19 protein-coding genes, 1 tRNA gene and 1 riboswitch are annotated in these 20,719 nt (G+C 67.6%); of the genes, 8 read left to right on the top strand and 12 right to left on the bottom strand.

The features are described 5' to 3' along the window. Positions 1 to 94: 94 nt before the first annotated feature. Genes CVA01_RS11730 through CVA01_RS11720 form a run of 3 tightly spaced genes read left to right on the top strand, consistent with a single transcriptional unit; the run spans position 95 to position 3,504 of the window. Positions 95 to 1,732, top strand: a complete 1,638-nt coding sequence (locus tag CVA01_RS11730; RefSeq protein WP_141330921.1) for a circularly permuted type 2 ATP-grasp protein — start codon at positions 95 to 97, stop codon at positions 1,730 to 1,732. Further along, positions 1,726 to 2,637 carry an alpha-E domain-containing protein gene (locus CVA01_RS11725; protein ID WP_141330919.1) on the top strand — a complete coding sequence of 304 codons (912 nt, stop codon included), beginning with the start codon at positions 1,726 to 1,728 and terminating at the stop codon, positions 2,635 to 2,637. The genes CVA01_RS11730 and CVA01_RS11725 overlap by 7 nt, the downstream gene beginning before the upstream one ends. Before the next feature lie 15 nt (positions 2,638 to 2,652). Continuing rightward, positions 2,653 to 3,504 carry a transglutaminase family protein gene (locus CVA01_RS11720; protein ID WP_141330917.1) on the top strand — a complete coding sequence of 284 codons (852 nt, stop codon included), beginning with the start codon at positions 2,653 to 2,655 and terminating at the stop codon, positions 3,502 to 3,504. Between the two features lie 64 nt (positions 3,505 to 3,568). On the opposite strand, the gene CVA01_RS11715 is transcribed toward CVA01_RS11720, so the two are convergent. The 3 genes from CVA01_RS11715 to CVA01_RS11705 form a co-directional block, all read right to left on the bottom strand. Next, positions 3,569 to 3,642, bottom strand: a tRNA-Pro gene (locus CVA01_RS11715). 64 nt (positions 3,643 to 3,706) lie between these two features. Then, a complete protein-coding gene (rraA, locus tag CVA01_RS11710; RefSeq protein WP_141330915.1) occupies positions 3,707 to 4,207 on the bottom strand; it encodes a ribonuclease E activity regulator RraA in 501 nt (166 codons plus the stop codon). A gap of 23 nt (positions 4,208 to 4,230) precedes the next feature. Beyond that, entirely contained in the window at positions 4,231 to 5,094 is an 864-nt protein-coding gene (locus tag CVA01_RS11705) for an alpha/beta hydrolase family protein (protein WP_141330912.1), read from the bottom strand. 78 nt (positions 5,095 to 5,172) lie between these two features. On the opposite strand from CVA01_RS11705, the gene secA2 reads away from it, so the two are divergent. The 4 genes from secA2 (at position 5,173) to CVA01_RS11685 (ending at position 9,747) form a co-directional block, all read left to right on the top strand. Further along, positions 5,173 to 7,488 (top strand): accessory Sec system translocase SecA2, encoded by a 2,316-nt coding sequence (secA2, locus tag CVA01_RS11700; RefSeq protein ID WP_141330910.1) that lies wholly within the window; start codon positions 5,173 to 5,175, stop codon positions 7,486 to 7,488. A gap of 164 nt (positions 7,489 to 7,652) precedes the next feature. Further along, positions 7,653 to 8,087, top strand: coding sequence for an oxoglutarate dehydrogenase inhibitor Odhl (gene odhI / locus CVA01_RS11695; protein ID WP_014009840.1), 435 nt, complete (start codon positions 7,653 to 7,655; stop codon positions 8,085 to 8,087). Positions 8,088 to 8,206: 119 nt separating this feature from the next. Then, a complete protein-coding gene (gene ftsR / locus CVA01_RS11690) occupies positions 8,207 to 8,971 on the top strand; it encodes a transcriptional regulator FtsR (RefSeq protein ID WP_014009841.1) in 765 nt (254 codons plus the stop codon). 230 nt (positions 8,972 to 9,201) lie between these two features. Then, positions 9,202 to 9,747, top strand: a complete 546-nt coding sequence (locus CVA01_RS11685) for a MerR family transcriptional regulator (RefSeq protein ID WP_014009842.1) — start codon at positions 9,202 to 9,204, stop codon at positions 9,745 to 9,747. On the opposite strand, the gene CVA01_RS11680 is transcribed toward CVA01_RS11685, so the two are convergent. The 6 genes from CVA01_RS11680 to gnd form a co-directional block, all read right to left on the bottom strand. Beyond that, the gene (locus tag CVA01_RS11680; protein WP_141330908.1) at positions 9,744 to 10,259 is read right to left on the bottom strand and encodes a hypothetical protein; all 516 of its coding nucleotides are present in this window, start codon (positions 10,257 to 10,259) and stop codon (positions 9,744 to 9,746) included. The genes CVA01_RS11685 and CVA01_RS11680 overlap by 4 nt on opposite strands. 41 nt (positions 10,260 to 10,300) lie before the next feature. Then, a complete protein-coding gene (locus CVA01_RS11675; RefSeq protein ID WP_312775128.1) occupies positions 10,301 to 11,233 on the bottom strand; it encodes a 3-methyladenine DNA glycosylase in 933 nt (310 codons plus the stop codon). Further along, a complete protein-coding gene (locus CVA01_RS11670) occupies positions 11,223 to 12,281 on the bottom strand; it encodes a hemolysin family protein (protein WP_073884713.1) in 1,059 nt (352 codons plus the stop codon). Before CVA01_RS11670 ends, CVA01_RS11675 begins: the two co-directional genes overlap by 11 nt. Continuing rightward, positions 12,271 to 13,677, bottom strand: coding sequence for a hemolysin family protein (locus CVA01_RS11665; RefSeq protein ID WP_014009846.1), 1,407 nt, complete (start codon positions 13,675 to 13,677; stop codon positions 12,271 to 12,273). The genes CVA01_RS11670 and CVA01_RS11665 overlap by 11 nt, the downstream gene beginning before the upstream one ends. A gap of 6 nt (positions 13,678 to 13,683) precedes the next feature. After that, on the bottom strand, positions 13,684 to 14,844 hold the full coding sequence (locus CVA01_RS11660; protein WP_082796552.1) for a DEAD/DEAH box helicase: 1,161 nt from the start codon (positions 14,842 to 14,844) through the stop codon (positions 13,684 to 13,686). 471 nt (positions 14,845 to 15,315) lie between these two features. Further along, on the bottom strand, positions 15,316 to 16,764 hold the full coding sequence (gene gnd, locus CVA01_RS11655; RefSeq protein WP_014009848.1) for an NADP-dependent phosphogluconate dehydrogenase: 1,449 nt from the start codon (positions 16,762 to 16,764) through the stop codon (positions 15,316 to 15,318). Positions 16,765 to 16,909: 145 nt separating this feature from the next. Between gnd and CVA01_RS11650 the strand changes: the two genes are divergently transcribed. Then, positions 16,910 to 17,434, top strand: coding sequence for a PaaI family thioesterase (locus tag CVA01_RS11650; RefSeq protein WP_082796549.1), 525 nt, complete (start codon positions 16,910 to 16,912; stop codon positions 17,432 to 17,434). Positions 17,435 to 17,455: 21 nt separating this feature from the next. On the opposite strand, the gene CVA01_RS11645 is transcribed toward CVA01_RS11650, so the two are convergent. From CVA01_RS11645 to thiM, 3 genes are all read right to left on the bottom strand, one after another. Next, entirely contained in the window at positions 17,456 to 19,024 is a 1,569-nt protein-coding gene (locus tag CVA01_RS11645; RefSeq protein ID WP_141330906.1) for a bifunctional hydroxymethylpyrimidine kinase/phosphomethylpyrimidine kinase, read from the bottom strand. Beyond that, a complete protein-coding gene (thiE, locus tag CVA01_RS11640; RefSeq protein WP_073884717.1) occupies positions 19,021 to 19,689 on the bottom strand; it encodes a thiamine phosphate synthase in 669 nt (222 codons plus the stop codon). Before thiE ends, CVA01_RS11645 begins: the two co-directional genes overlap by 4 nt. Next, a complete protein-coding gene (gene thiM, locus CVA01_RS11635; RefSeq protein WP_141330904.1) occupies positions 19,682 to 20,545 on the bottom strand; it encodes a hydroxyethylthiazole kinase in 864 nt (287 codons plus the stop codon). Before thiM ends, thiE begins: the two co-directional genes overlap by 8 nt. Continuing rightward, positions 20,535 to 20,631, bottom strand: a riboswitch (TPP riboswitch). It overlaps the preceding gene by 11 nt. Between the last annotated feature and the right edge of the window lie 88 nt (positions 20,632 to 20,719).

The raw sequence follows: 20,719 nt of genomic DNA, 5'->3' as shown, positions 1-20,719 counted from the left end.
CGCACTGGAGTGACACGTGTGACCGGGGGTGAATGTTTCCGGCAGGTTAATTTCTCCGGGTGAACTTGGGGCTCATCGGGGTTATCGTCGGATCATGACCGATTCACCTGCCCCATACCCGGTCCGCGAGGGTACCTTCGACGAACTCTTGTCCCCCGACGGTGTGCGGTCGGTCTACCGGAAACTCCACCAGGTCTTCCAGGACATCCGCCCCGAGGACCTCAGTTCACGGGTCTCCTACCTGAGTTCCCGGTACCTCGACACCGGCGTCACCTTCGACTTCGCCGGACAGGAGGAGCCCTTCCCGCTGGACATCGTGCCGCGGCTGATCCAGCGCGCCGAGTTCGAGCGCACCGAACGCGGACTCAAGCAGCGCGTCCGCGCCCTGGAGGCCTTCCTCGCCGACGTCTACGGCCCCGGCCGCGTCTTCACCGACGGCGTCATCCCGCGGTCGGTGGTCACCACCTCAGAGAACTTCTGCCGTGCCGTCGCCGGCTACCAGCCACCCAACGGGGTGCGCATCCACGTCGCCGGCATCGACCTCATCCGTGACGGGGAGGGCGAACTCCGCGTCCTCGAGGACAACGCGCGTATCCCCTCGGGCGTCTCCTACGTCCTCACCAACCGCCAGGCCACCGTCTCCGCGCTGCCGGAGGCCGTGGGCCAGTACAATATCGCCCGCGTCGACGACTACCCCGCCCGGCTGCGCGCCGCCCTGGCCAAGGCCGCCCCGCCCGGCGTCCCTGACCCGATGATCGTCGTGCTCACCCCCGGTGTCTACAACTCGGCCTACTTCGAGCACTCCATGCTCGCCCGCACCATGGGTGTGCCGCTGGTGGAGGGGCGCGACCTCGTGGTCCGCCACGGTGTCGTCTTCCTGCGCACCACCCGGGGGCTCGAACAGGTCCATGTCATCTACCGTCGTGTCGACGACGAGTTCATCGACCCGGTGAAGTTCCGGCCGGACTCCCTGCTCGGCGTCGCCGGTCTGCTTTCCGCCCAGGCCAACGGCACCGTCACCATCGCCAACGCGGTCGGCAACGGAGTGGCCGACGACAAGCTGGTCTACACCTACGTACCGGACCTCATCCGTTACTACCTCGACGAGGAGCCGCTGATCCCCAACGTCGACACCTGGCGTCTCGAGGAACCCGAGGCCCGGGAGGAGGTCCTCGACCGGATGGACGAGCTGGTCATCAAGCCGGTTGACGGCTCCGGCGGCAAAGGCATCGTCATGGGGCCGATGTGCTCGAAGGAGGAGCTCGCTGAGGCGAAGACGAAGCTGCTGGCCGATCCGCGTGGCTGGATCGCCCAGCCGCTGGTGCAGCTGTCCACCGTGCCGACGATGACGTCGGACAAGGGCATGCAGTCCCGTCACGTCGACCTGCGACCCTTCGTCGTCAATGACGGTGAGGAAATGTGGGTCGTGCCCGGTGGCCTGACCCGTGTCGCGCTCCAGGAGGGGCAGATGATCGTGAACTCCTCCCAGGGCGGTGGTTCCAAGGACACCTGGGTCGTCTCCTCGGGTACCACCGGACCGGAGTCCGAGCACGGTCGCGTGATCTCGGCACCTGACCCGGACGCCCAGTCCCTCGACCGGCTCGAGACCTCCGTGCTCGATGCCCGTGACGACGAGGACGAGGTCCACCAGCAGCAGCAACAGCAGCAACAGACCACCACCGGAGCCACCGGAGCCACCGGAACCACCGAGAAGGGAGAAGGACAGTGCTGAGCCGCATCGCCGAATCCCTGTTCTGGATCGGCCGCTACATCGAGCGCGCCGACGACCAGGCCCGCGTCCTCACCGTCAACCTGGAGCAGTCCACCGAGGCGGACACCTCGTCCCTCGGCGTCGAACTCTGCCGGGCGATGGGTGCCCCGCTGGAACCCGGCGCGGGGTCCCGTGAAGTGTGGTCCCAGCTCGGGACCGACCCGGACTCCCCGCAGTCCATGGTCACCGCACTGAACAACTGCCGTGACAGTGCCCGCCGTGCCCGGGAGATCCTCACCACCTCCTCCTGGGAAGCCATCAACCGGGCGTGGCGCAAGGTCGCGTCCGGTCGCCTCGATCTCATGCGCCCGCCGTTGGCCTGCCGCGACGTCCACGACCACTGCGCGATGATCATCGGTACCCTCATCGGCACCATGCCCCGTGACGAAGCCTGGCACTTCCTCATGGCCGGCCGGTACATCGAGCGTATCGACATGACGGCCCGCATCATCTACGCCACCATCGTCGCACCGGCACTGCCGGCGCACCGTCACCTGCTGCTGCAGTCCTGCGGCGCCCAGCAGTCCTTCGTCATGTCGCGGGGTCAGGAGGACACACTCACCGCCTCGGTGGATTTCCTGCTGCGTGACCGGCTGTGCCCCCGGTCGATCGTCTTCTGCCTCGACCAGGCCCGCGAGAGCCTCTCGGCCCTGGATCCGACGACCCTGCGCTCCGGTTTCGAGGACGACGCCCAGCGTCTGCTCGGTCAGATGAGCGCCAGGATCGAGTTCATGCAGCCCAATGAAGCGCTCGAGCAGCTCGGCGAACTGACCCAGCTGATCCAGGAGACCAGCGCCGTGGCCACCCAGGCGCTCAGCCAGCGCTATTTCGAGGGCGCCCTGTCGTCCACGTGGCACGCGAAGTAGGGGAGACGAAGACCAATGACAACCACACTGCGCATCGTGCACACCACCGGTTACAACTACTCCGACCCTGTCTCGGACTCCTTCAACGAGATCCGGATGACGCCGCTCTACACGTCCCAGCAGCTCATCCGCGAGCAGTCGGTGACCATCACCCCGAAACCATGGTCCTACTCCTTCATCGACTACTGGGGCACCCACGTGACCTCCTTCGAGCTCCATGAACCCCACGACCAGATGATCGTCGGTGTGACCACCACCCTCGACGTGGACGCCGCCCCCTCCACCCGCACCGGACTCACCGTGGCGGACATGGCGGAGCACGAGGACGCCCTCAGCGAGTTCCTCGGGTTCTCGCCGATGGTCGAACCGTCCGAGGACCTGCTGACCCGTACCCGGGAGATCGCCGACAACGAGGAGACTGTCGATGAGATCGCCCTGGCGGTCGGCAGGCTCATCTACGAGGAGATGACCTACGAATCCGGCTCCAGTGACGTCACGGGGACCGCCGCGCAGGCCTGGGAGGCCCGCAAAGGCGTGTGTCAGGACTTCTCCCACATCATGGTGGGCGCGCTGCGGTCGGTGGGTATCGCCGCCCGCTACGTCTCCGGTTACGTCCTGCCGAAGAAGGACGCCGAGATCGGCGAGACGGTGGACGCCGAGTCCCACGCCTGGGTCCAGTGGTTCAACGACGGCGACAACAACGGCTGGTTCAGCTTCGACCCGACCAACAACGTCGTCCCCGGTGAGCTGCACGTCATCGTCGGCACAGCCCGCGAGTACGGCGATGTGCCCCCGTTGAAGGGGATGTTCTCCGGACAGGCGTCCTCGGAGCTCTTCGTCACGGTGCGTATGACACGCCTGGGGTAGGGGAGGGCACAGAAAAATCCCGCCGCCGGAGCCCTCTGAAGGGCTCCCGACGGCGGGATTACTGTCGGACTGACAGGATTTGAACCTGCGACCCCCACACCCCCAGTGTGGTGCGCTGCCAAACTGCGCCACAGTCCGTCCATCCGCGGTGACTACTCACTTGCGAACGGGGCAAAGCTTACAACACCCCGATTCGGTTGCGCTAATCGGCAGGTGACACCGGAGTTTCGGCGACGATGACGCCGTCAGCGTCCGCGTAGGCGATGTGCCCGGGCACGAAGTCCACGCCACCGAAGTGGACGACGACGTCCCGCTCACCGGCGCCGTCCTTGGCGGATTTGCGGGGGTTGGTGCCCAGCGCCTTGCAGCCGAACTCCATGCCGCCGACGGCGGCGGAGTCGCGGATCGCACCGTTGATGATCACACCGGCCCACCCGTGCTCCACACCGAACTCCGCGATCATGTCACCCATCAGTGCGGTGTGGACCGATGCGTCACCGTCGACGACGAGGACGCCACCAGGGTTGTCCTCCTGCAGGGTCTTCTTGACCAGGCCGTTGTCCTGGAAGCAGCGGATGGTGGTGATCGGACCACAGAAGTCGGTGTGTCCGCCGAGGTTGCTGAACTGGGTGTCGCAGCTGCGGGCGTCCGGCCCGATGATGTCGACGAGGTCGGCGGTGGGGATGAAGGTGATGTCAGTCATGTCACATCACTCTAGCGGTCGATTCAGCGGTCGAGGCCGGTCGCCCAGGCCGCCACCGTGTCACCGACCCGCTGTGCCGCGCCACGACGGGTGAGAAGGTGGTCGGCATCCGGGATGCTCACCAGCGATTTCGGCCAGGACGCCGCGGCGAAGATCTGTTCGGCGTCCCCCACCGGCACCGTCCGGTCCTCCGGGGAATGCAGTACCAGCAGCGGGACGCCGCGTTGGCCGGGCTCGGCGATGTCGGCGCGCACCGCGTCCTCGGCGGAGCGTGCGGCGAGGTCGGTGAGGAAGCGTCGACGGAAGGTCATCTCGCGTCCGGCGAGGTGGACTGTCCGGGCGTCCCCGTCATCGGTGGCGTCCTCGAAAGCGTCGAGGAGGGAGGATGCCGCCCGTCCGGGCAGGTACGGCGCGCCCACGGTGCACACCGCGCTCACCGACGGAATACGGGGCGCGGCCCGGAGAACCGCGGCTCCGCCGAGGGAGTGGCCCACGAGCAGGGAGGGGGCGACCAGCCGCTGATCCAGCCACCCGGCGACGGAGACGAGATCGTCGACATTCGAGCTGAAGGTCGTGTCCTCGAAGGGCACGCCGCCGTTCTCCGGGTCCGAGTCGCCGAGGCCCGGGAAGTCGATGCGGAGCGAGGCGATCCCGGCACGGGCCAGGGCCCGGGAGACCCGGAACACACCGGGCGCGGCACGGGTGCAGGTGAAACAGTGGGCGAGCAGCGCAACCCTGAACCCCGCTCCGCGGAACTCCTCCGGTGACATGGACCGGGCGGCGGCAGGCACGTCGAGTGTGCCGGTGATCGTCGACGGGGCGCCGTCGGCCCGTCGCAGGGATCCGGGCAGGGTGAGGTTGACCGAGGTGACGGACGGGGAAGCCATGACCGCAGACTACCGGGCTGTGCGGTGACGGTGATCGGTTAGGCTGGAGCGGACTGTATCTCCTTCGAAAGGCGTGTGATGGCCGGATTCGGCTGGTTCTGGAAGGCCATGGGATCGTCGACGACGGCGAACCAGAAGAAGTCGAAGACGATCGTGGGGGAGGCGGAGAAGGCCTCTGACCGGCTCTCCGACGCCTCTGACGCGGAGGTCGTGGAGATCGCCCATTCGTGCATCGGCTCCGACGAGGCGCGCACCGTCGAGGATGCTCCACTGCTGCTCGCGGCGGTCCGCGAGGCGGCGTCCCGCACCCTGGGGATGCGCCCGTTCGACGTGCAGCTCCAGGGTGCGCTGCGCATGCTCGTCGGCGATGTCGTGGAGATGGCCACCGGTGAGGGTAAGACCCTGGTCGGTGCGATGACGGCGGTCGGCTACGGCCTGCAGGGCAAGAAGGTCCACGTCATTACGGTGAACTCCTTCCTGGCGGGTCGTGACGAGCAGTGGATGGGCCCGTTGCTCGACTTCTTCGGCCTGACCCACGGTGCGATCGCGGAGGAGGCCGGCCCCGACGCCCGGCGTGAGGTCTACTCCTGCGACGTGGTGTTCGGCGCGATCAACGAGATCGGCTTCGATGTGCTGCGCGACCAGCTCATCACCCGCCGGGAGGACGCCGTGCGTACCCCCGCCGATGTCGCCGTGGTCGATGAGGCTGACTCGGTGATGGTCGACGAGGCCCTGGTGCCGCTGGTGCTCGCCGGCTCCGAGCCGGGCGCAGGTCCGGCGGCGTCGATCACCGACCTGGTCCGGCGGATGGACGAGGACCGTCACTTCACCGTCTCCGGAGACCGCCGGAACATCTTCCTCACCGACGCCGGCTCAGCGTTCGTCGAGAAGCAGCTGGGTATCGACTCCCTCTACGGAGAAGACGCCGGCGACCTGCTCTCCCAGGTCAATGTCGCGCTGCACGCCCAGCACCTTCTGGTCCGCGACGTGCACTACCTCGTGCGTGACGGTGCAGTGGCACTGATCGACAACTCCCGGGGACGCGTCGCCGAACTGCAGCGGTGGCCGGACGGTCTGCAGGCTGCGGTGGAGGCGAAGGAGGGGCTGACCGTCACCGACGGCGGCCGGATCCTCGACCAGGTGACGATTCAGGCGCTGCTCGGTCTCTACCCCCAGAAGTGCGGCATGACCGGCACTGCGGTCGCCGCGAGCGACCAGCTGCGACAGTTCTACGGGCTCTCGGTGAGTGTCATCGACCCGAACGACCCGACGCAGCGTTTCGACGAGGTCGACCACGTCTACGCCGAGGCCACCGAGCGGGACGCCGCGGTCATCGACCACATCGTGGAGATCCAACGGACCGGGAAGCCGGTGCTGGTCGGCACCCAGGATGTCGCCCAGTCGGAGAGCATCGCCGACGCGCTGGTCATGCGTGGTGTGGAATGCAATGTGCTCAACGCCAAGAACCACGAGGCCGAGGCCGGGATCATCGCCGAGGCAGGACGCCCCGGGCGGGTGACTGTCTCAACCCAGATGGCGGGGCGAGGCACCGACATCCGTCTCGGCGGAACCGAAGGTGAGCCGGGGCAGGAGGAGCATGACCGGGTCGTCGAGCTCGGTGGCCTGCACGTCGTGGGGGTGGGGCGGTTCCGCTCCGCCCGCCTCGACAACCAGTTGCGGGGCCGTGCCGGACGCCAGGGTGATCCCGGCTACTCGGTCTTCTTCGTGTCCCTGGAGGACGACATGGTCTCCGTCGGCGGTGCGGGTGAGGAACTCACCGCGCAGCCGGACGAGGACGGCCGGATGGAGCAGAAGAAGGTGCTCCAGTTCGTCGACCACTGCCAGCGCGTCACAGAGGGGCAGATGCTCGACATCCACGCGACGACGTGGAAGTACAACAAGCTCATCGCCGACCAGCGTGCCATCGTCAACGAGCGGCGCGACCGGGTGCTGGACACCGAAGCCGCGTGGGACGACCTGAGCTACCACGACGTGGAGAAGGCCGGGGCCCTGCAGGCCGCCGGTATCGACCACGAAGTGCTGGTCCAGGCCGCCCGGGAGATCATGCTCTACCACCTCGACCACGAGTGGAGCGAGCACCTGGCCTACCTCGACGACGTGCGGGAGTCGATCCACCTCCGTGCGATCGCCAGGGAGAGCCCGATCGACGAGTTCCACCGGTTGTCCATCGCTGCATTCGGTGAACTCGCCGAGCGTGCGGTGTCGCTGGCCAGGGAGACCTTCACCGAGGCGGAGATCACCGCCGACGGCGTGTCCCTGGGAGACCTGGGCCTCCACAAGCCCAGTGCGACTTGGACCTACATGGTCAATGACAACCCGCTGAGCTCCACGGGTGGTTCTGTGATGGGATCCATCGCCTCGATGTTCCGGTGAGTAACTTCACGGGTGTAATCCCGTAACGCGACGCCACCCGGATTCGTGACGGGTAGTATGATGAAAACGACTCACAGGCAGACCGCCTGTTGTGCCTAACGCCCCTCCGCGACCGTGGTGGGGCGACAACGGTCACCAGTACCAGATTCCAGGAGGAACTGAACATGAGCGACAACACCGGTATCCCGGAGGCCTCGGTCGAAACCACCTCGGTCTTCCGCGCTGACCTCCTCAAGGAGATGGAGACCGGTGTGCAGTCCGAGTCCTCACCCGCAGGTGTGGAAGGACTGCCCTCCGGCTCCGCGCTTCTCGTCGTGAAGCGTGGCCCGAATGCGGGCTCCCGTTTCCTGCTCGACCAGGACACGACCACTGCGGGGCGTCACCCCGACAGTGACATCTTCCTCGACGATGTCACCGTCTCCCGTCGTCACGCGGAGTTCCGTCGCAGCGGCGACGACTACGAGGTGGTCGACGTGGGATCGCTCAACGGCACCTACGTCAACCGCGAGCCGAAGAACTCCGCCGTGCTGAGCAACGGTGACGAGATCCAGATCGGTAAGTTCCGCCTTGTCTTCCTCAACGGGGCCAAGGAGGCCTGACCGGCCGGCGCGGACCGCGTGTCCGCATGATGTGACCGTCGGCCCGGACCCCGTCCGGGTCGGCGGACGTGTATCAAGACCTGAATGACCCGAAGTTCCAGCCGGTATCGAGGAGAATCGTGAGTTCGCAGTCCGGAGCAGCCCGCCAGTCCGACGACAAGACCGCGAAGGAGAATGCCCCCGCGCTCGACCGCGGCCAGGGAATTCTCCCGACCTCGTCGATCGGTGACGTGATCAAGAACCTCCAGGCCGATTTCCCGGAGGTCAAGGTCTCCAAGATCCGGTTCTTCGAGGCGGAGGGGCTGATCAGCCCCCGGCGCAGCAAGTCCGGTTACCGGCGGTTCTCCCCGGAGGACATCTCCCGGATCCGTTACATCCTCGGCCTGCAGCGGGACGAGTTCCTGCCGCTGAAGGTCATCAAGGAACGTCTCGACGCGATGGACGCCGGCAATGTCACCACCATCAACTCGCACAGTGATTCTGTCGCGGGTGCGGTGACCGCCGAGCAGTTCCGCGCTCCGCAGGTCCGTCGACTCACCCGGGCCGATGTCTGCGTGCGTTCCGGAGCCGACGATGATTTCCTCGGCGTCCTCGTCCGGATGGAGATGGTGGTTCCGGACGCCGCCGGGTTCTTCTCCACCGACGACGTCGAGGTCGTGCAGATCGCGGCGAAGCTGGGGGAGTTCGGTATCGACTCCCGCCACCTGCGCTCGCTGGTCACCATGGCCCGACGTCAGTCCGACCTGGTCAACCGGGTCACCGAGCCGGTGGCGCACCGCCGCGACGAGAACGCCGCAGAGCGTGCCTCGGAGGTCGGCCGCGAAGTCAGTGCACTGCTCGTCTCACTGCACGCCTCGATGGTCAAGTCCAATCTCGCCCGGTAGACGGCGAGAACTTCCTGACTTCCCTGAACGACAGGCGTGTTGTTACACGCCTGTCGTTGCTCTGCTCTGCTACCATCACCCTCAACGTCAAGTTGAACTTGAGACTTTGACGGTGGATCGAACATTTTCCTGCATGAGGGGGTTGACTGTTCCACCCGTCCGTCTAGTCTTGGGTCAGGTGAACTACAGGCGCGCGGAGGACACGCGCGCCGGAGTATGAGGAGACACGCATGGATCAGCAGGACGCTCTGTTCGAGGTCCACCACGACGACCAGGAGTCGGGGTACCGGGTGACCACGGCATGCCAGGTCGCGGGCATCACCTACCGCCAGCTCGACTACTGGGCGCGGACCAAGCTGGTCCAGCCGACGATCCGGACGGCCAAGGGGTCCGGAAGTCAGCGGCTGTATTCTTTCCGCGACATCCTCGTGCTGAAGATCGTCAAGGGACTGCTGGACACCGGCATCTCCCTGCAGAACATCCGGCGCGCCGTCGCCAAGCTCGAGAACTTCGGCATTGACGACCTCGCCGGCCTCACTCTCGTCTCCGACGGCAAGACCGTCTACGCCTGCAGCTCCCCGGAAGAGGTCATCGACCTGCTCAACGGTGGCCAGGGTGTCTTCGGCATCGCGGTGCCCGGACTGATGAAGGAACTGACCGGCACGATCACCGCTTTCCCGGCCGAACGCCGGGACGAGGACGGGGAGTCCGTCGACGAGGGCCAGGCCGTGATGGGCGACGAGCTCGCCGCCCGTCGCCGTCTCCGCAGTTCCTAGTTCTCTCCGCCGTCTTCTCCGCTGTCTCCTTCTCCGGCCGTCGCTGTCCGCAGGAAGTCGGCGGCTGCGCGCGCCTGGTCCTCCTGCACCATCGGTGAGGAACCGAAGGCCACCAGCGGTACCGGCAGTCCCTCAGCAGTGGTTCCGACGACCGGGGGGTCCTCGGGTGCTCCGGCAAGTCCGGCCGTGAGCTCAGAGCCGGCCGGCAGCCATACCGGTGCCACACCCGGCATCGCTGAGCGGTACTCGTCCACAGCCGCGGCTGTGTCCTTGATCTCGAGCCGGGGCCGGACGCAGAAGTCGCGCACCACCGGATCAGCCGCGGCGTAGGCGTCCACCAGAGACCGGGCGGTGTCCTCGGTAGCAGGATCCGCCCACACCAGCAGGCCGAGATCTCCGGCGATACACCCGGAGGCGTCACTGTCGTCGTCGCGGGAAAGTGCGAGCCACCCGATGAACACCGCGATGATGACGACCACCGCCACCGGTACCGCCCAGACCCATGTCGCCACACCCCGTGAACGGCGTGCGCTCGCGTGCCTCGGACCTTCAGTCACAGTCGGTCACCACCTGTCGTCGTCGCGAGATCCGGGTAGGCGGTCTCTATGAGGGAGACGATACGCTCCCTGAGCTGCTGTCCGCGGCCGGCGAACTCCTTCTGCCGTCGGACGTACTCGGCGCGTCCCGCCGGGGTCTCCACCGCCACGGGCTCATAGCCCCAGGCACGCAGATCATAGGGACTCGCCTCCATGTCCGTCGCCCGGACGTCGCAGGCCAGTCGGAACGTGTCGAGCCACAGATCCCCGGGGAGCAGGGGGCCGAGCTTCGTGGCCCACTTGTAGAGGTCCATCGTGGCGTGGAGGCAGCCCGGCTGCTCCATCTGCCGCTGGTTCTCCCGGGTGGGGGTGCGGTCATTGCGGGGAACGGCCTGCGGGGTGAAGAAACGGAAAGCATCGAAGTGGGTGCAGCTGATCCGGTTGGCTTCCACCACCCGGTCGGTCCCGGCGGCACCGAGACGCAGCGGCTCGGGATGGCGGGGCCGGTCCCGGTAGACCATCGCCCATTCGTGCATTCCGAAGCAGGAGAACCGCGGTGGGCGGGACGCCGTGCCCCGCAGCAGCGAGTGGATGAAGGTCACCGCACTGCCACGGGCGGCGAAGAAGGCCCCGGTGTCGAGGGTCCAGGCCTCGCCCTCCTCCGCGGCGACCACGTGATGGAACTTCGCGGGACCGGGGAGACTGCTGCGGTCGGCGTCCTCGGGGAGGAGAAGTCCGACACCGGTGCCGGGGGACCAGCGGCGCAACTGGCCGGGTTTCACCGGGTAGTAGGTGAACATGAAGTCCCACACCGGATGCCGCTCACCGGCTGACCGACGGGCACGGTGCGCGGCGGTGAGGGCGTCGGCGGCACGTTCGTGGTCGGCCCGGCGGTCCTGCCATTCCTCGGGGGTGAGGATCAGTGTGCGGGTCATCGTGTCAGTCATCATGGGTCCAGTCACGCACTGTTCCCACCAGTTCCTCGATGACGTCCTCCAGGGTGACCACACCGACGATCACCCCGTTCTCCGAGACCTGCGCCATGTGCGAACTCGTCTGGCGCAGCTCCTTCATGGCGACATCGAAGTTCGCCCCGCCCTCGACGGTGATCAGCGGACGCAGGTCATTGACGTCGAGCAGCTGCTCCGGGCCGGTCGCCGGATCGAGGACATTGTCGAGCACATCCTTGACGTGGACGTATCCCATGTAGGTTCCGGCGTCATCGGTGACGGGGAAGCGGGAGAAGCCCGTCTCAGAGACGGCGTCCTCGATCTGTCCGACGGTGATGCCCTGCGGACCGTAGGACAGCGCGCGGACGCGGTCGCGGGGGATGAGCACCTCGTGCAGGGTGCGCTTCGAGGAGTTCAGGGCGTTGGACAGCCGGTTGGCCTCGGCCGGGGCGATGAGGCCCTCGGACCTGGATTCGGAGATCATCTCCGCCAACTCGGAGGGGGAGACTGTCGAATCCAGCTCATCGCGCTGCTCGATGCCGAACAGGTGCAGGGTCATCCGGGCGATCCAGTTGAGCATGACCATGATCGGGTGCGCGATCTTGCAGAACAGCATGTGCGGGCCGACGAGGATGGTCGCCACCGATTCCGGTCCCGCCAGGGCGATGTTCTTCGGGACCATCTCACCGAGGATGATGTGCAGTATCGTGACCAGCAGCAGCGCGATGGCGAATCCGACCGGATGCAGCAGATCATCCGGCAGTCCGAGAGCGTGGAACGGCGCCTCGATGAGATGGGCGATGGCCGGCTCGCCGACCTTGCCCAGCAGCAGTGAGGCGATGGTGATGCCGAACTGGGCGCCGGCGAGCATGATCGTGAGATCTTCCGTCGCTCTGATCACCTGGCGGGCCCGACGGTTGCCGGAGGCGGCCATGTTCTCCAGCCGGTCACGGCGCGAGGAGATCAGGGCGAACTCCACGCCCACGAAGTAGGCGTTGACGGCCAGCAGGATGACAGTGAGGACCACTGCCCAGATATCACCGCTCATCGTCGGCACCTCCCTGTTCCGGATCGTCTGGCCGGGGCGTCAGCGTCACAGGACGCAGCAGGACCTTGTCGACGCGGCGGACGTCCATGGACTCCACCCGCGCCTCCCAGCGGACCTCCGGACCGTCGGCGAAAGCGTCCATCATTCCGCGGTCGTCCGCGGGCAGTGCGACGATGTCACCGACCGAGGGAATCCGGCCGAGCGTGGCCATCACCAGACCGCCGAGGGTTTCGTAGGGGCCGTCGGGGGCGGTATACCCGCAGATGTCGGTGAGCTCGTCACAGCGCAGTAGTCCCGCCACCTCCCAGCTCCGGCCGACCTGACGGATCTCCTGCTCTTCTTCCCGGTTGTCGTGCTCGTCCCAGACCTCGCCGAGGATCTCCTCGACGACGTCCTCGATGGTGACGATACCGGCGGTGCCGCCGTACTCGTCGGCGACCAGGATGAGCTGTGAGCCGGCGAGCCGGACCTGACGGAGTACCGCGTCCCCGCCGAGACTCTCCGGCACCGCCGGCACCGGACGGGCGAGTGCGCCGACCAGTGTCGTGGCGCGGGCCGCAGCAGGGATGGTCAGCGCGTCTTTCACATGGACGACGCCGACCGTCTCATCGAGATCACCGCGGACCACCGGGAACCGGGAGTGGCCGGACTCATGGGCCAGGCGGATGAGCACCAGGGCTGAATCATCGACGTCGAGCGTGTCGACCTTCGCCCGTGGGGTCATGAGGTCCTCGGCTGTGGCATCGCCGAAACGCAGCGACCGGTCGAGGATCCGGACCTTGGACTGGTCGAAACCCTCGGAGCCGGAGGAATGACGCACCAGGGCGCTGAGCTCCTGCGGGGAGCGGGCGGAGGCCAGCTCATCGGCGGGCTCGATGCCGAACCGCCGGACGATGTGGTTCGCCACCCAGTTCAGCGCACGGATGAAACCGCGGAAGATCTTGTTGAAGTGCCACACCGGGGCCGTGAGGACCCGGGCAGTACCCAACGGATTGGCGATCGCCATGTTCTTCGGCACGAGCTCGCCGAAGACCATCGACAGGATCGTCGCGACCACCAGGCTGAGTACCAGGGCGATCGGCATCGAGGCCGACTCACTCAACCCCACCAGTTCGAGCATGGGGGTGAAGAACTTCGCCAGGATGGGTTCGGCGAGATAGCCGGTGGCCAGCGTCGTCAGCGTGATTCCCAGCTGCATGCCTGAGAGCATGAAGCTGAGATTGCTGTGCGCCTTCTGCACCATCTTCGATGCAGCGTCACCGCGGGTGGCGACGTCGTTGTCGATCGTGGAACGTTCCAGACTGGTGGTCGAGAACTCCACGGCGACGAAAACGCCGGTGCCCGCGGTGAGCAGTACGAAGCCCAGGAGTCCGAGGATGCTGAGCAGGATGTCCATTGTCGCCTACCGGCCCTCTGCCAGCCCCAGCTCGCCGAAGTACCGGCGGATGCCCTGCGGATTCCGTGGGTCGTCGAGATTCCACTCGGTCGGGGTGACCCCGGCCTTGCGCATCATCGCCACGGTGTCCTTCTTCTGGTCCGCCAGCGTCAGGGTGAGCACCGTGCCCTTCTCACCGGCACGTGCTGTCCGACCGGCGCGGTGGACATAAGCCTTGTGCTCGGCCGGAGGATCGATGTGGACCACGAGGTCCACACCCTTGATGTCGATACCACGGGCCGCGATGTCGGTGGCCACGAGGACCGTCGCCGTGCCGTCGGTGAACTCGCGGATCGCCCGGGTGCGGGCACCCTGACCCTTGTCGCCGTGGAGGCCGACCGCGGGTGTTCCGTCGCGGACAAGCTTCTTGACCTGACGGTCGACGGTGTGCTTGGTGCGCATGAACATGATGGTCTTCGTCGACGCACGGCCGAGTGCGAGGACCACCTCATTGCGGAAAGGCTTGTCGGGGACCACACCGAGGAAGTGGTCCATCGAGTCGACCTTCGCCGCGACCTCACCGGTGGAATGGGTCACCGGATCGTTCATGTACTGGTCGATGAGCACCTTGATGTCACCGTCGAGGGTGGCGGAGAAGAACAGGTGCTGGGCATCGGAGGGCATACGGTCGAGCAGTCGGCGGACCTGGGGCAGGAACCCCATGTCGGCCATCTGGTCGGCCTCGTCGAGCGCGACGATCTCCACCTGGTCGAGGAACAGGGCCTTCTGGCCGATGAGATCCTCGGCACGGCCCGGGGTCGCGACGAGAATGTCGACCGGGCGGGCCAGTGCGGTGAAGTTGCGCTTGATGTTCACGCCACCGACGACTTCGATGACGCGCTGCCCGACGGCCTCGGCGAAAGGACGCAGCCGTTCGGCGACCTGCTGGGCCAGCTCACGGGTCGGGACGAGGACCGCGGCACGGGGATGCCCGGGCTTCGATGATCCACCGACCAGCCGGCTGATCACCGGCAGGCCGAAGGTGAACGTCTTACCGGAACCGGTCGGGCCACGGCCGAGGACATCGCGCCCGGCGAGCCCGTCGGGGATGGCGGCGGCCTGGATCGGGAAGGGATGCACCAGACCCTGGTGGGTCAGTTCATTGACCACCGGGTTCGGCAGACCCATCCCGGAGAACCGGATGGAGGTATCCACACCGGTCGCCGGACCCGCGGGTGCCGTGACCTGGGCAGCAGCAGGTCGCTGCGCCCGGACCTGGGAGACCTCGGGATTGCGGGTCCGCGGCTGCTGACCGTTCTTCGGACGTCCCTGCTGGCCACCGTTCCGGCGGTTCTGCCGGTCACCCTGACGGTGACGCTGACCGTCCTGGGTGCGCTCGGAATGACCGGTGGAACCGGACGGGCGGCGCTTACGGCCCTTGCCTTTGCCCTGGCCGTCGCGGATCGGACGGCCCTGAAGATCGACCTTTTCCGGACGGCGGTCGCGGTGACCGCGCCCGCCGCCGTTGCCGCCGTTGCGGGAACTGCCCGTGCCGTCGGACCCGGCGTGACCGGAGTCGACGGCACGGCTGCCCCGCACGACGCGACGACGACGCGTCCCACCGTTCGAGGCCGACTGTCTGTCGGAGGATGAACCCACTTACGCCTCAACCTCACTACGGTCGCCGGACCACAGGGTGTGGAAGTGGCCGGCGCGGTCGGTGCGCTCGTAGGTGTGCGCACCGAAGAAGTCACGCTGGCCCTGGATCAGGGCGGCGGGCAGACGCTCGGCACGGAGCGAGTCGTAGTACGACAGCGAGGAGGAGAACACCGGGACCGGAAGACCCAGCCGGGTCGCGGCGACGACGACGCGACGCCAGGAGTCCACCAGGCCGGAGACCTCACCCTTGAAGTACGGGTCGAGGAGCAGGGACTGCACCTCCGGATCGGTGTTGTAGGCGTCCACGATGCGGTTGAGGAACTTCGCGCGGATGATGCAGCCGCCACGCCAGATGGTGGCGAGGTCGCGGGGGTCGACGTTCCAGCCGTGCTCGGTGGAACCGGCCTTGATCTCGTCGAAGCCCTGGGCGTAGGCCACGAGCTTGGAGGCGTAGAGGGCGCGGCGGACGTCCTCGATGAAATCGTCCCTGGAGACCCCGAGGGCATCGAGGGTGGACAGCTCACCGGAGGGCAGCGAACCGGTGGTCGCGGCACGCTGCTCACGGGCGCCGGACAGGGCGCGGGCGAACACGGCCTCGCCGATACCGGTGGTGGGGATGCCCAGGTCGAGGGCGGCCTTGACCGTCCAACGACCGGTGCCCTTCTGACCGGCGGCGTCGACGATGACGTCGATGAGCGGCTTTCCGGTGGCCTCGTCGACCTGCGAGAGCACCTCGGCGGTGATCTCGATGAGGTAGGAGTCCAGGTCGCCGGCGTTCCAGGTGCGGAAGATGTCGGCGATCTCGGCGGGCTCGATACCCGCCGCGTAGCGCAGCAGGTGGTAGGCCTCGCCGATGACCTGCATGTCGGCGTACTCGATGCCGTTGTGGACCATCTTCACGAAGTGGCCGGCACCGTCGGGACCGATGTGGGTGCAGCACGGGGTGCCGTCGACATGCGCGGAGATGTCCTCCAGCAGCGGGCCGAGGGACTTGTAGGACTCGGCCGGACCACCGGGCATGATGGCCGGGCCGTTGAGGGCCCCTTCCTCACCGCCGGAGATACCGGCGCCCACGAAGTGGAGATCACGTGCAGACATCGCAGCCTCACGGCGGATGGTGTCGGTGTACAGGGCGTTACCACCGTCGATGATGATGTCCCCGGGCTCCATGGCGTCGGCGAGCTGCTCGATCACCGCATCGGTGGCCTTGCCTGCCTGGACCATGATCAGGGCGCGACGCGGGCGCTCCAGGGAGGCGACGAACTCCTCGACGGTGGCCGCGGGGACGAAGGACCCCGTGGAGCCGAACTCGGCCATGAAGTCGTCGGTCTTGGCGGTGGTGCGGTTGTAGACGGCGACGGTGTGCCCGTGGTTGGCGAAGTTCCGGGCGATATTGGAACCCATCACTGCCAGGCCGACGACACCGATCTGTGCGGAGGAATCTGTCATGGTCGCCTATAGTACCGCCCGTCCGACCAACTCTGCCGGATGCGTCCCGCCGGGGCCGGGCGGTGGCTAGACTCGTCGGGGAGCACAAGAACTGAGTCGGGAGTCACTAATTCCGACGGGACGCTGAGAGCACAGGGAGCACACGATGGCGGAGTACACCGAGGAGCAGAAGGCCGGATTCCTGGCGAAGAAGGAGGCTGTCCTCGCCAGGATGAAGGAGCTGCTGGAGAAGGTGGCGACCGGCGACATCACCGGTGATGAATCCACCGAACTGGCCGGCATCTTCGAGGGCGGGGTCCTCGGTCTGGACGCCACGCTCGGTGTGAAGTACGTGTCCTTCGCCCCGGAGCTCGTCGTCGAACTGACCGTCACCCGTGACCACGTCCAGCCCTGGGGCGTGACCAACGGTGGCGTCTACGCCAGCCTGGGGGAGTCGGCAGGATCTTTCGCCGGGTTCATCGCGGCCGCCGGCAAGGGCAATGTGATGGGCGTCACCAACTCGACGAACTTCCTGCGACCCTCGATGCCCGGTGACGTCATCCGGTCGACGGCGCACCCGGTCCACACCGGTCGGACCAGCCAGCTCTGGCGGATCGACCACGTCAATGCCGCCACCGGCAAACTGCTGGCCACCACCGAACTGCGGACCGTGGTCTCTCCGGTGCAGTGACAGTCCGTACAGTCCGGACCGTCAAGACCGGCGCGAGGCCTGGTCGAAGAACTCGACCTCCCACCGGGAGGCGTCGAGGTACGCCCGGACGGCCTCGGCACGTTGGGCCGGAGTCGCCTCGGCGAAGGCCTGCTCGACCAGGCAGATGGCCTGACTGACGCTCCCGGTGAACTCTTCGCCGGAGTAGGCGTCCACCCAGACGGCGAAGGGATTGTCCGTCGCCGACCGGTCGGCGAGCGTGAGACCGACCTCCGCGTAGAGCCAGTAGCAGGGCAGGACCGCAGCCGCACCGACCACGTGGTCACGGGTCTGCACGCAGCGCATGAGATGCGAGGTGTAGGACGCAGTGACATGCGAGGGCGTCGCGGCGTCAGCCCCACCGAGCCAGGTGCGGTGCAACTCGGCCTCCTCCTCGAGACACTCGGCCGCACCCTTCACCCAGAACAGGGCGGACGCCTGGTCAGGGGCGGACGCCGCCAGGGACGCCAGGGCAGGGGAGTAGAGGGAAAGGTAGACGGCGTCCTGTGCCAGGTAGAAGGAGAACTCCTCCCGGTCAAGGGTGCCGGCACCGAGGTCGGTGATGAACGGGAGGTCGAGGATGTCCCGGTACAGCGGCTCCGACGCGGCCCAAAGGGCGCGGGTCCAGGGTCCTGCCGCAGGAATCTGGGCGGCAGATGCCGCGGCGGGAGCGCCGGTGTCCCCGATCGCGGCCAGCTGGTCCGGACTCTCCAGCACCGTCGGCACTGAGGCGGTGAGCTGCCACGGGGTCGTGTCGGCGGCCGCAGCAAGACGACGGGAGCGGTGGGTGTGGTCGACCGGTCCGTTGCCCGAGCCGACGTGCAGGTCATCGGCGTACCGGATCGCCTCGGCGAGCCACCCGGTGGCCCAGGTGAGGGCGTCCTGGGTGGTGTCGCCGGCGGCGAGCCGGGTGGTCAGCGCGGAGGACAGGGAGCACCCGGTGCCGTGGGTGTTGTTCGTCGACACCCGGGCCACCGGCACGGTGTGGACATCGCCGTCCGGGGTGACGACGGAGTTGTCGGCGGATGCCCCGGACAGGTGACCACCCTTGACGATCACGGTGGTGTCGAGGTCGGCGGCGAGCCGGCGTCCCTGCTCGAGGGCTTCGTCGAGGGTGGCGGCCCGGGAGGTGCCGGCCAGGACGGCGAGTTCGGCGAGGTTCGGGGTGATGACATCCGCCAACCGGCAGAGATCGGCCAGGGCGGCCTCGGCGTCCGGGGTGAGGAGCCGGTCCCCGCTGGTCGCCACCATCACCGGATCGACGACAAGCACCGGGACCCGGTGTTCCCGGAGATACCCGGAGACTGTCCTGGTGATGTCGGCGGTGCCGAGCATGCCGATCTTCACGGCGTCCACAGTGACGTCGTCGAAGACGGCGTCCAGCTGGGCGGTGAGGAACCCGGTGTCCGGGGTGTGGATCTCCCGGACACCGTGGGTGTTCTGGGCGACCAGAGCGGTCACCACGGTCATGGCGAAGCCGCCGGCCTCACAGATCGCCTTGATGTCCGCCTGGATTCCGGCGCCGCCGGTCGGGTCGGTGCCGGCGATGGACAGGACGCGGGGGATGGTCACTTGATCTCCTGACGGGTGAGTGTGTCATCGATAAGGGTGCGCAGGTCCTGCGCGGCGGCCAGCGGGTCGGCAGCGGCCATGACAGCGGAGACGGTGCACAGGCCGTCCACTCCGGCACGCAGCAGGGCGGCGCCGTTGCGGGTACTGACGTGGCCGATGGCCACGGTGGGGATACCGAGGACGCGGGCCCGGGCGGCCAGTGTCCGAACCCCCTCGACACCCAGGGGTGCGGCAGCGTCGGGCTTGGTGGAGGTCTGTTCCACCGGTCCGATACCCAGGACATCGGGAGGGCGGATCCCGTTGGCGATGTCCCGGGCGACCGCATCGAGGTGGGCCGGGGTCTCCACCGACAGTCCGATCATGCAGCCGGACGGCAGCAGGTCACGGGCGGTACAGTAGGGCATGTCGTCCTGGCCGATGTGCAGGTGGAGCCCCAGTTCGACGGCGGTCTCCACCCGGTCGTTGACGAACAGCGGCACCCGGTCGGCGAGTGTGTCCTTCAGCTGGGCAGCACGTTGCGTGACGACCTCGTCGGTGGCGTCCTTGTCCCGCAGCTGCACCACGCTGACACCACCGCGCACGGCGGCGTCGACGATACCGGGCACGTGTGCCGGTCCACCACCGAGCTGCGGATCGGTGACCAGGTAGAGGGACCAGTCATTCATCGAGGCTCACCGATCCGGCGATGTCGGCGGCGGACAGCGAGTACAGCCGGTCGATCCAGGCGACTGCGAAACTGCCGGGGGCGGACGCCTCCCGGGCCGCAGCGGTCCCGGCGGCACCGGCGTGGGCGTGCGCGGCGACAACTGCGGCGTGCAGGTCGGGGCCGGCGGAACCGGTGAAGCCGGTGGAGCCGGTGGCACCTGACAGTTCGGCGCCGAGATAGGCGGCGGTCAGTGCTCCGAGCGAACAGCCGGTCCCCACGACGCGCTGCATCAACGGATCGCCCGAGGTCAACCGGGTGGTCCGGGTGGTGCCGTCGGGCCGGGTGCTGACGATGAGGTCGCGTGGTCCGGAGACCGCCACGACGGCCCCGGTCGCCGCGGACACGGCGGCCGCGGCCACGGAGGCGGACTCGACCTCGTCGGTGGAGTCCACGCCGCGCCCACCGGCGGACGGTCCGGTCTCCCCCGTGACGAGCCCCGCCAGCGCGCGGATTTCGGAGGGGTTGCCACGGACTGCGGCAGGGCGGTGCCGGACGATGTCGCCGGCGAAGGAGGTGCGGGCTGCGGCACCACCGCATGCCACCGGGTCCAGGACCCAGGGGGTGCCGGCCTCGCCGGCGCCCCGGACGGCCTCACGCATGGCGGTGTACCCGGCGGCGGTCGGCGTCCCCAGATTGACGAGGACGCCGGAGGTGACGCGGGCGAAGTCGGCGGCCTCCTCCGGGGTGTCGACCATCGCGGGGGACGCCCCGGCGGAGAGGAGGACATTGGCGGTGAACTGGGTGACCACCGTGTTGGTCAGGCACTGCACCAGTGGCACGGTGTCCCGGAGACGGTCGACGCGTGCAGAAATCATCTGACATTCCCTTCGCTAGTCCGAACTAGAGCAGGTTCGACGGGTGTGCTCTCAGCGCCGTCGGTGGCGCACCCCGTGTCTGTGGTGCCCAGGGTACCCGGAGACCCCGGGCATGCAGAAAGGACCCGACCGGGTGGCCCACAGATGTGGGCCACCCGGTCGGGTCGCGGTCCC

This window comes from Corynebacterium variabile (genome assembly GCF_006539825.1).
GTDB lineage: Bacteria > Actinomycetota > Actinomycetes > Mycobacteriales > Mycobacteriaceae > Corynebacterium > Corynebacterium variabile.
Note: the sequence above shows the minus strand (reverse complement) of the source record. Positions and strands in the feature narration are given on the sequence as shown.

What these genes read in the sequence shown, in the direction of transcription:
- CVA01_RS11730 (WP_141330921.1), top strand. Translation starts at nt 95, where the DNA reads ATGACCGATTCACCTGCCCCATACCCGGTCCGCGAGGGTACCTTCGAC.
- CVA01_RS11720 (WP_141330917.1), top strand. Translation starts at nt 2,653, where the DNA reads ATGACAACCACACTGCGCATCGTGCACACCACCGGTTACAACTACTCC.
- rraA (WP_141330915.1), bottom strand. Translation starts at nt 4,207, where the DNA reads ATGACTGACATCACCTTCATCCCCACCGCCGACCTCGTCGACATCATC.
- CVA01_RS11705 (WP_141330912.1), bottom strand. Translation starts at nt 5,094, where the DNA reads ATGGCTTCCCCGTCCGTCACCTCGGTCAACCTCACCCTGCCCGGATCC.
- secA2 (WP_141330910.1), top strand. Translation starts at nt 5,173, where the DNA reads ATGGCCGGATTCGGCTGGTTCTGGAAGGCCATGGGATCGTCGACGACG.
- odhI (WP_014009840.1), top strand. Translation starts at nt 7,653, where the DNA reads ATGAGCGACAACACCGGTATCCCGGAGGCCTCGGTCGAAACCACCTCG.
- CVA01_RS11685 (WP_014009842.1), top strand. Translation starts at nt 9,202, where the DNA reads ATGGATCAGCAGGACGCTCTGTTCGAGGTCCACCACGACGACCAGGAG.
- CVA01_RS11675 (WP_312775128.1), bottom strand. Translation starts at nt 11,233, where the DNA reads ATGATGACTGACACGATGACCCGCACACTGATCCTCACCCCCGAGGAA.
- CVA01_RS11670 (WP_073884713.1), bottom strand. Translation starts at nt 12,281, where the DNA reads ATGAGCGGTGATATCTGGGCAGTGGTCCTCACTGTCATCCTGCTGGCC.
- CVA01_RS11665 (WP_014009846.1), bottom strand. Translation starts at nt 13,677, where the DNA reads ATGGACATCCTGCTCAGCATCCTCGGACTCCTGGGCTTCGTACTGCTC.
- CVA01_RS11660 (WP_082796552.1), bottom strand. Translation starts at nt 14,844, where the DNA reads ATGGGTCTGCCGAACCCGGTGGTCAATGAACTGACCCACCAGGGTCTG.
- gnd (WP_014009848.1), bottom strand. Translation starts at nt 16,764, where the DNA reads ATGACAGATTCCTCCGCACAGATCGGTGTCGTCGGCCTGGCAGTGATG.
- CVA01_RS11650 (WP_082796549.1), top strand. Translation starts at nt 16,910, where the DNA reads ATGGCGGAGTACACCGAGGAGCAGAAGGCCGGATTCCTGGCGAAGAAG.
- thiE (WP_073884717.1), bottom strand. Translation starts at nt 19,689, where the DNA reads ATGAATGACTGGTCCCTCTACCTGGTCACCGATCCGCAGCTCGGTGGT.
- thiM (WP_141330904.1), bottom strand. Translation starts at nt 20,545, where the DNA reads ATGATTTCTGCACGCGTCGACCGTCTCCGGGACACCGTGCCACTGGTG.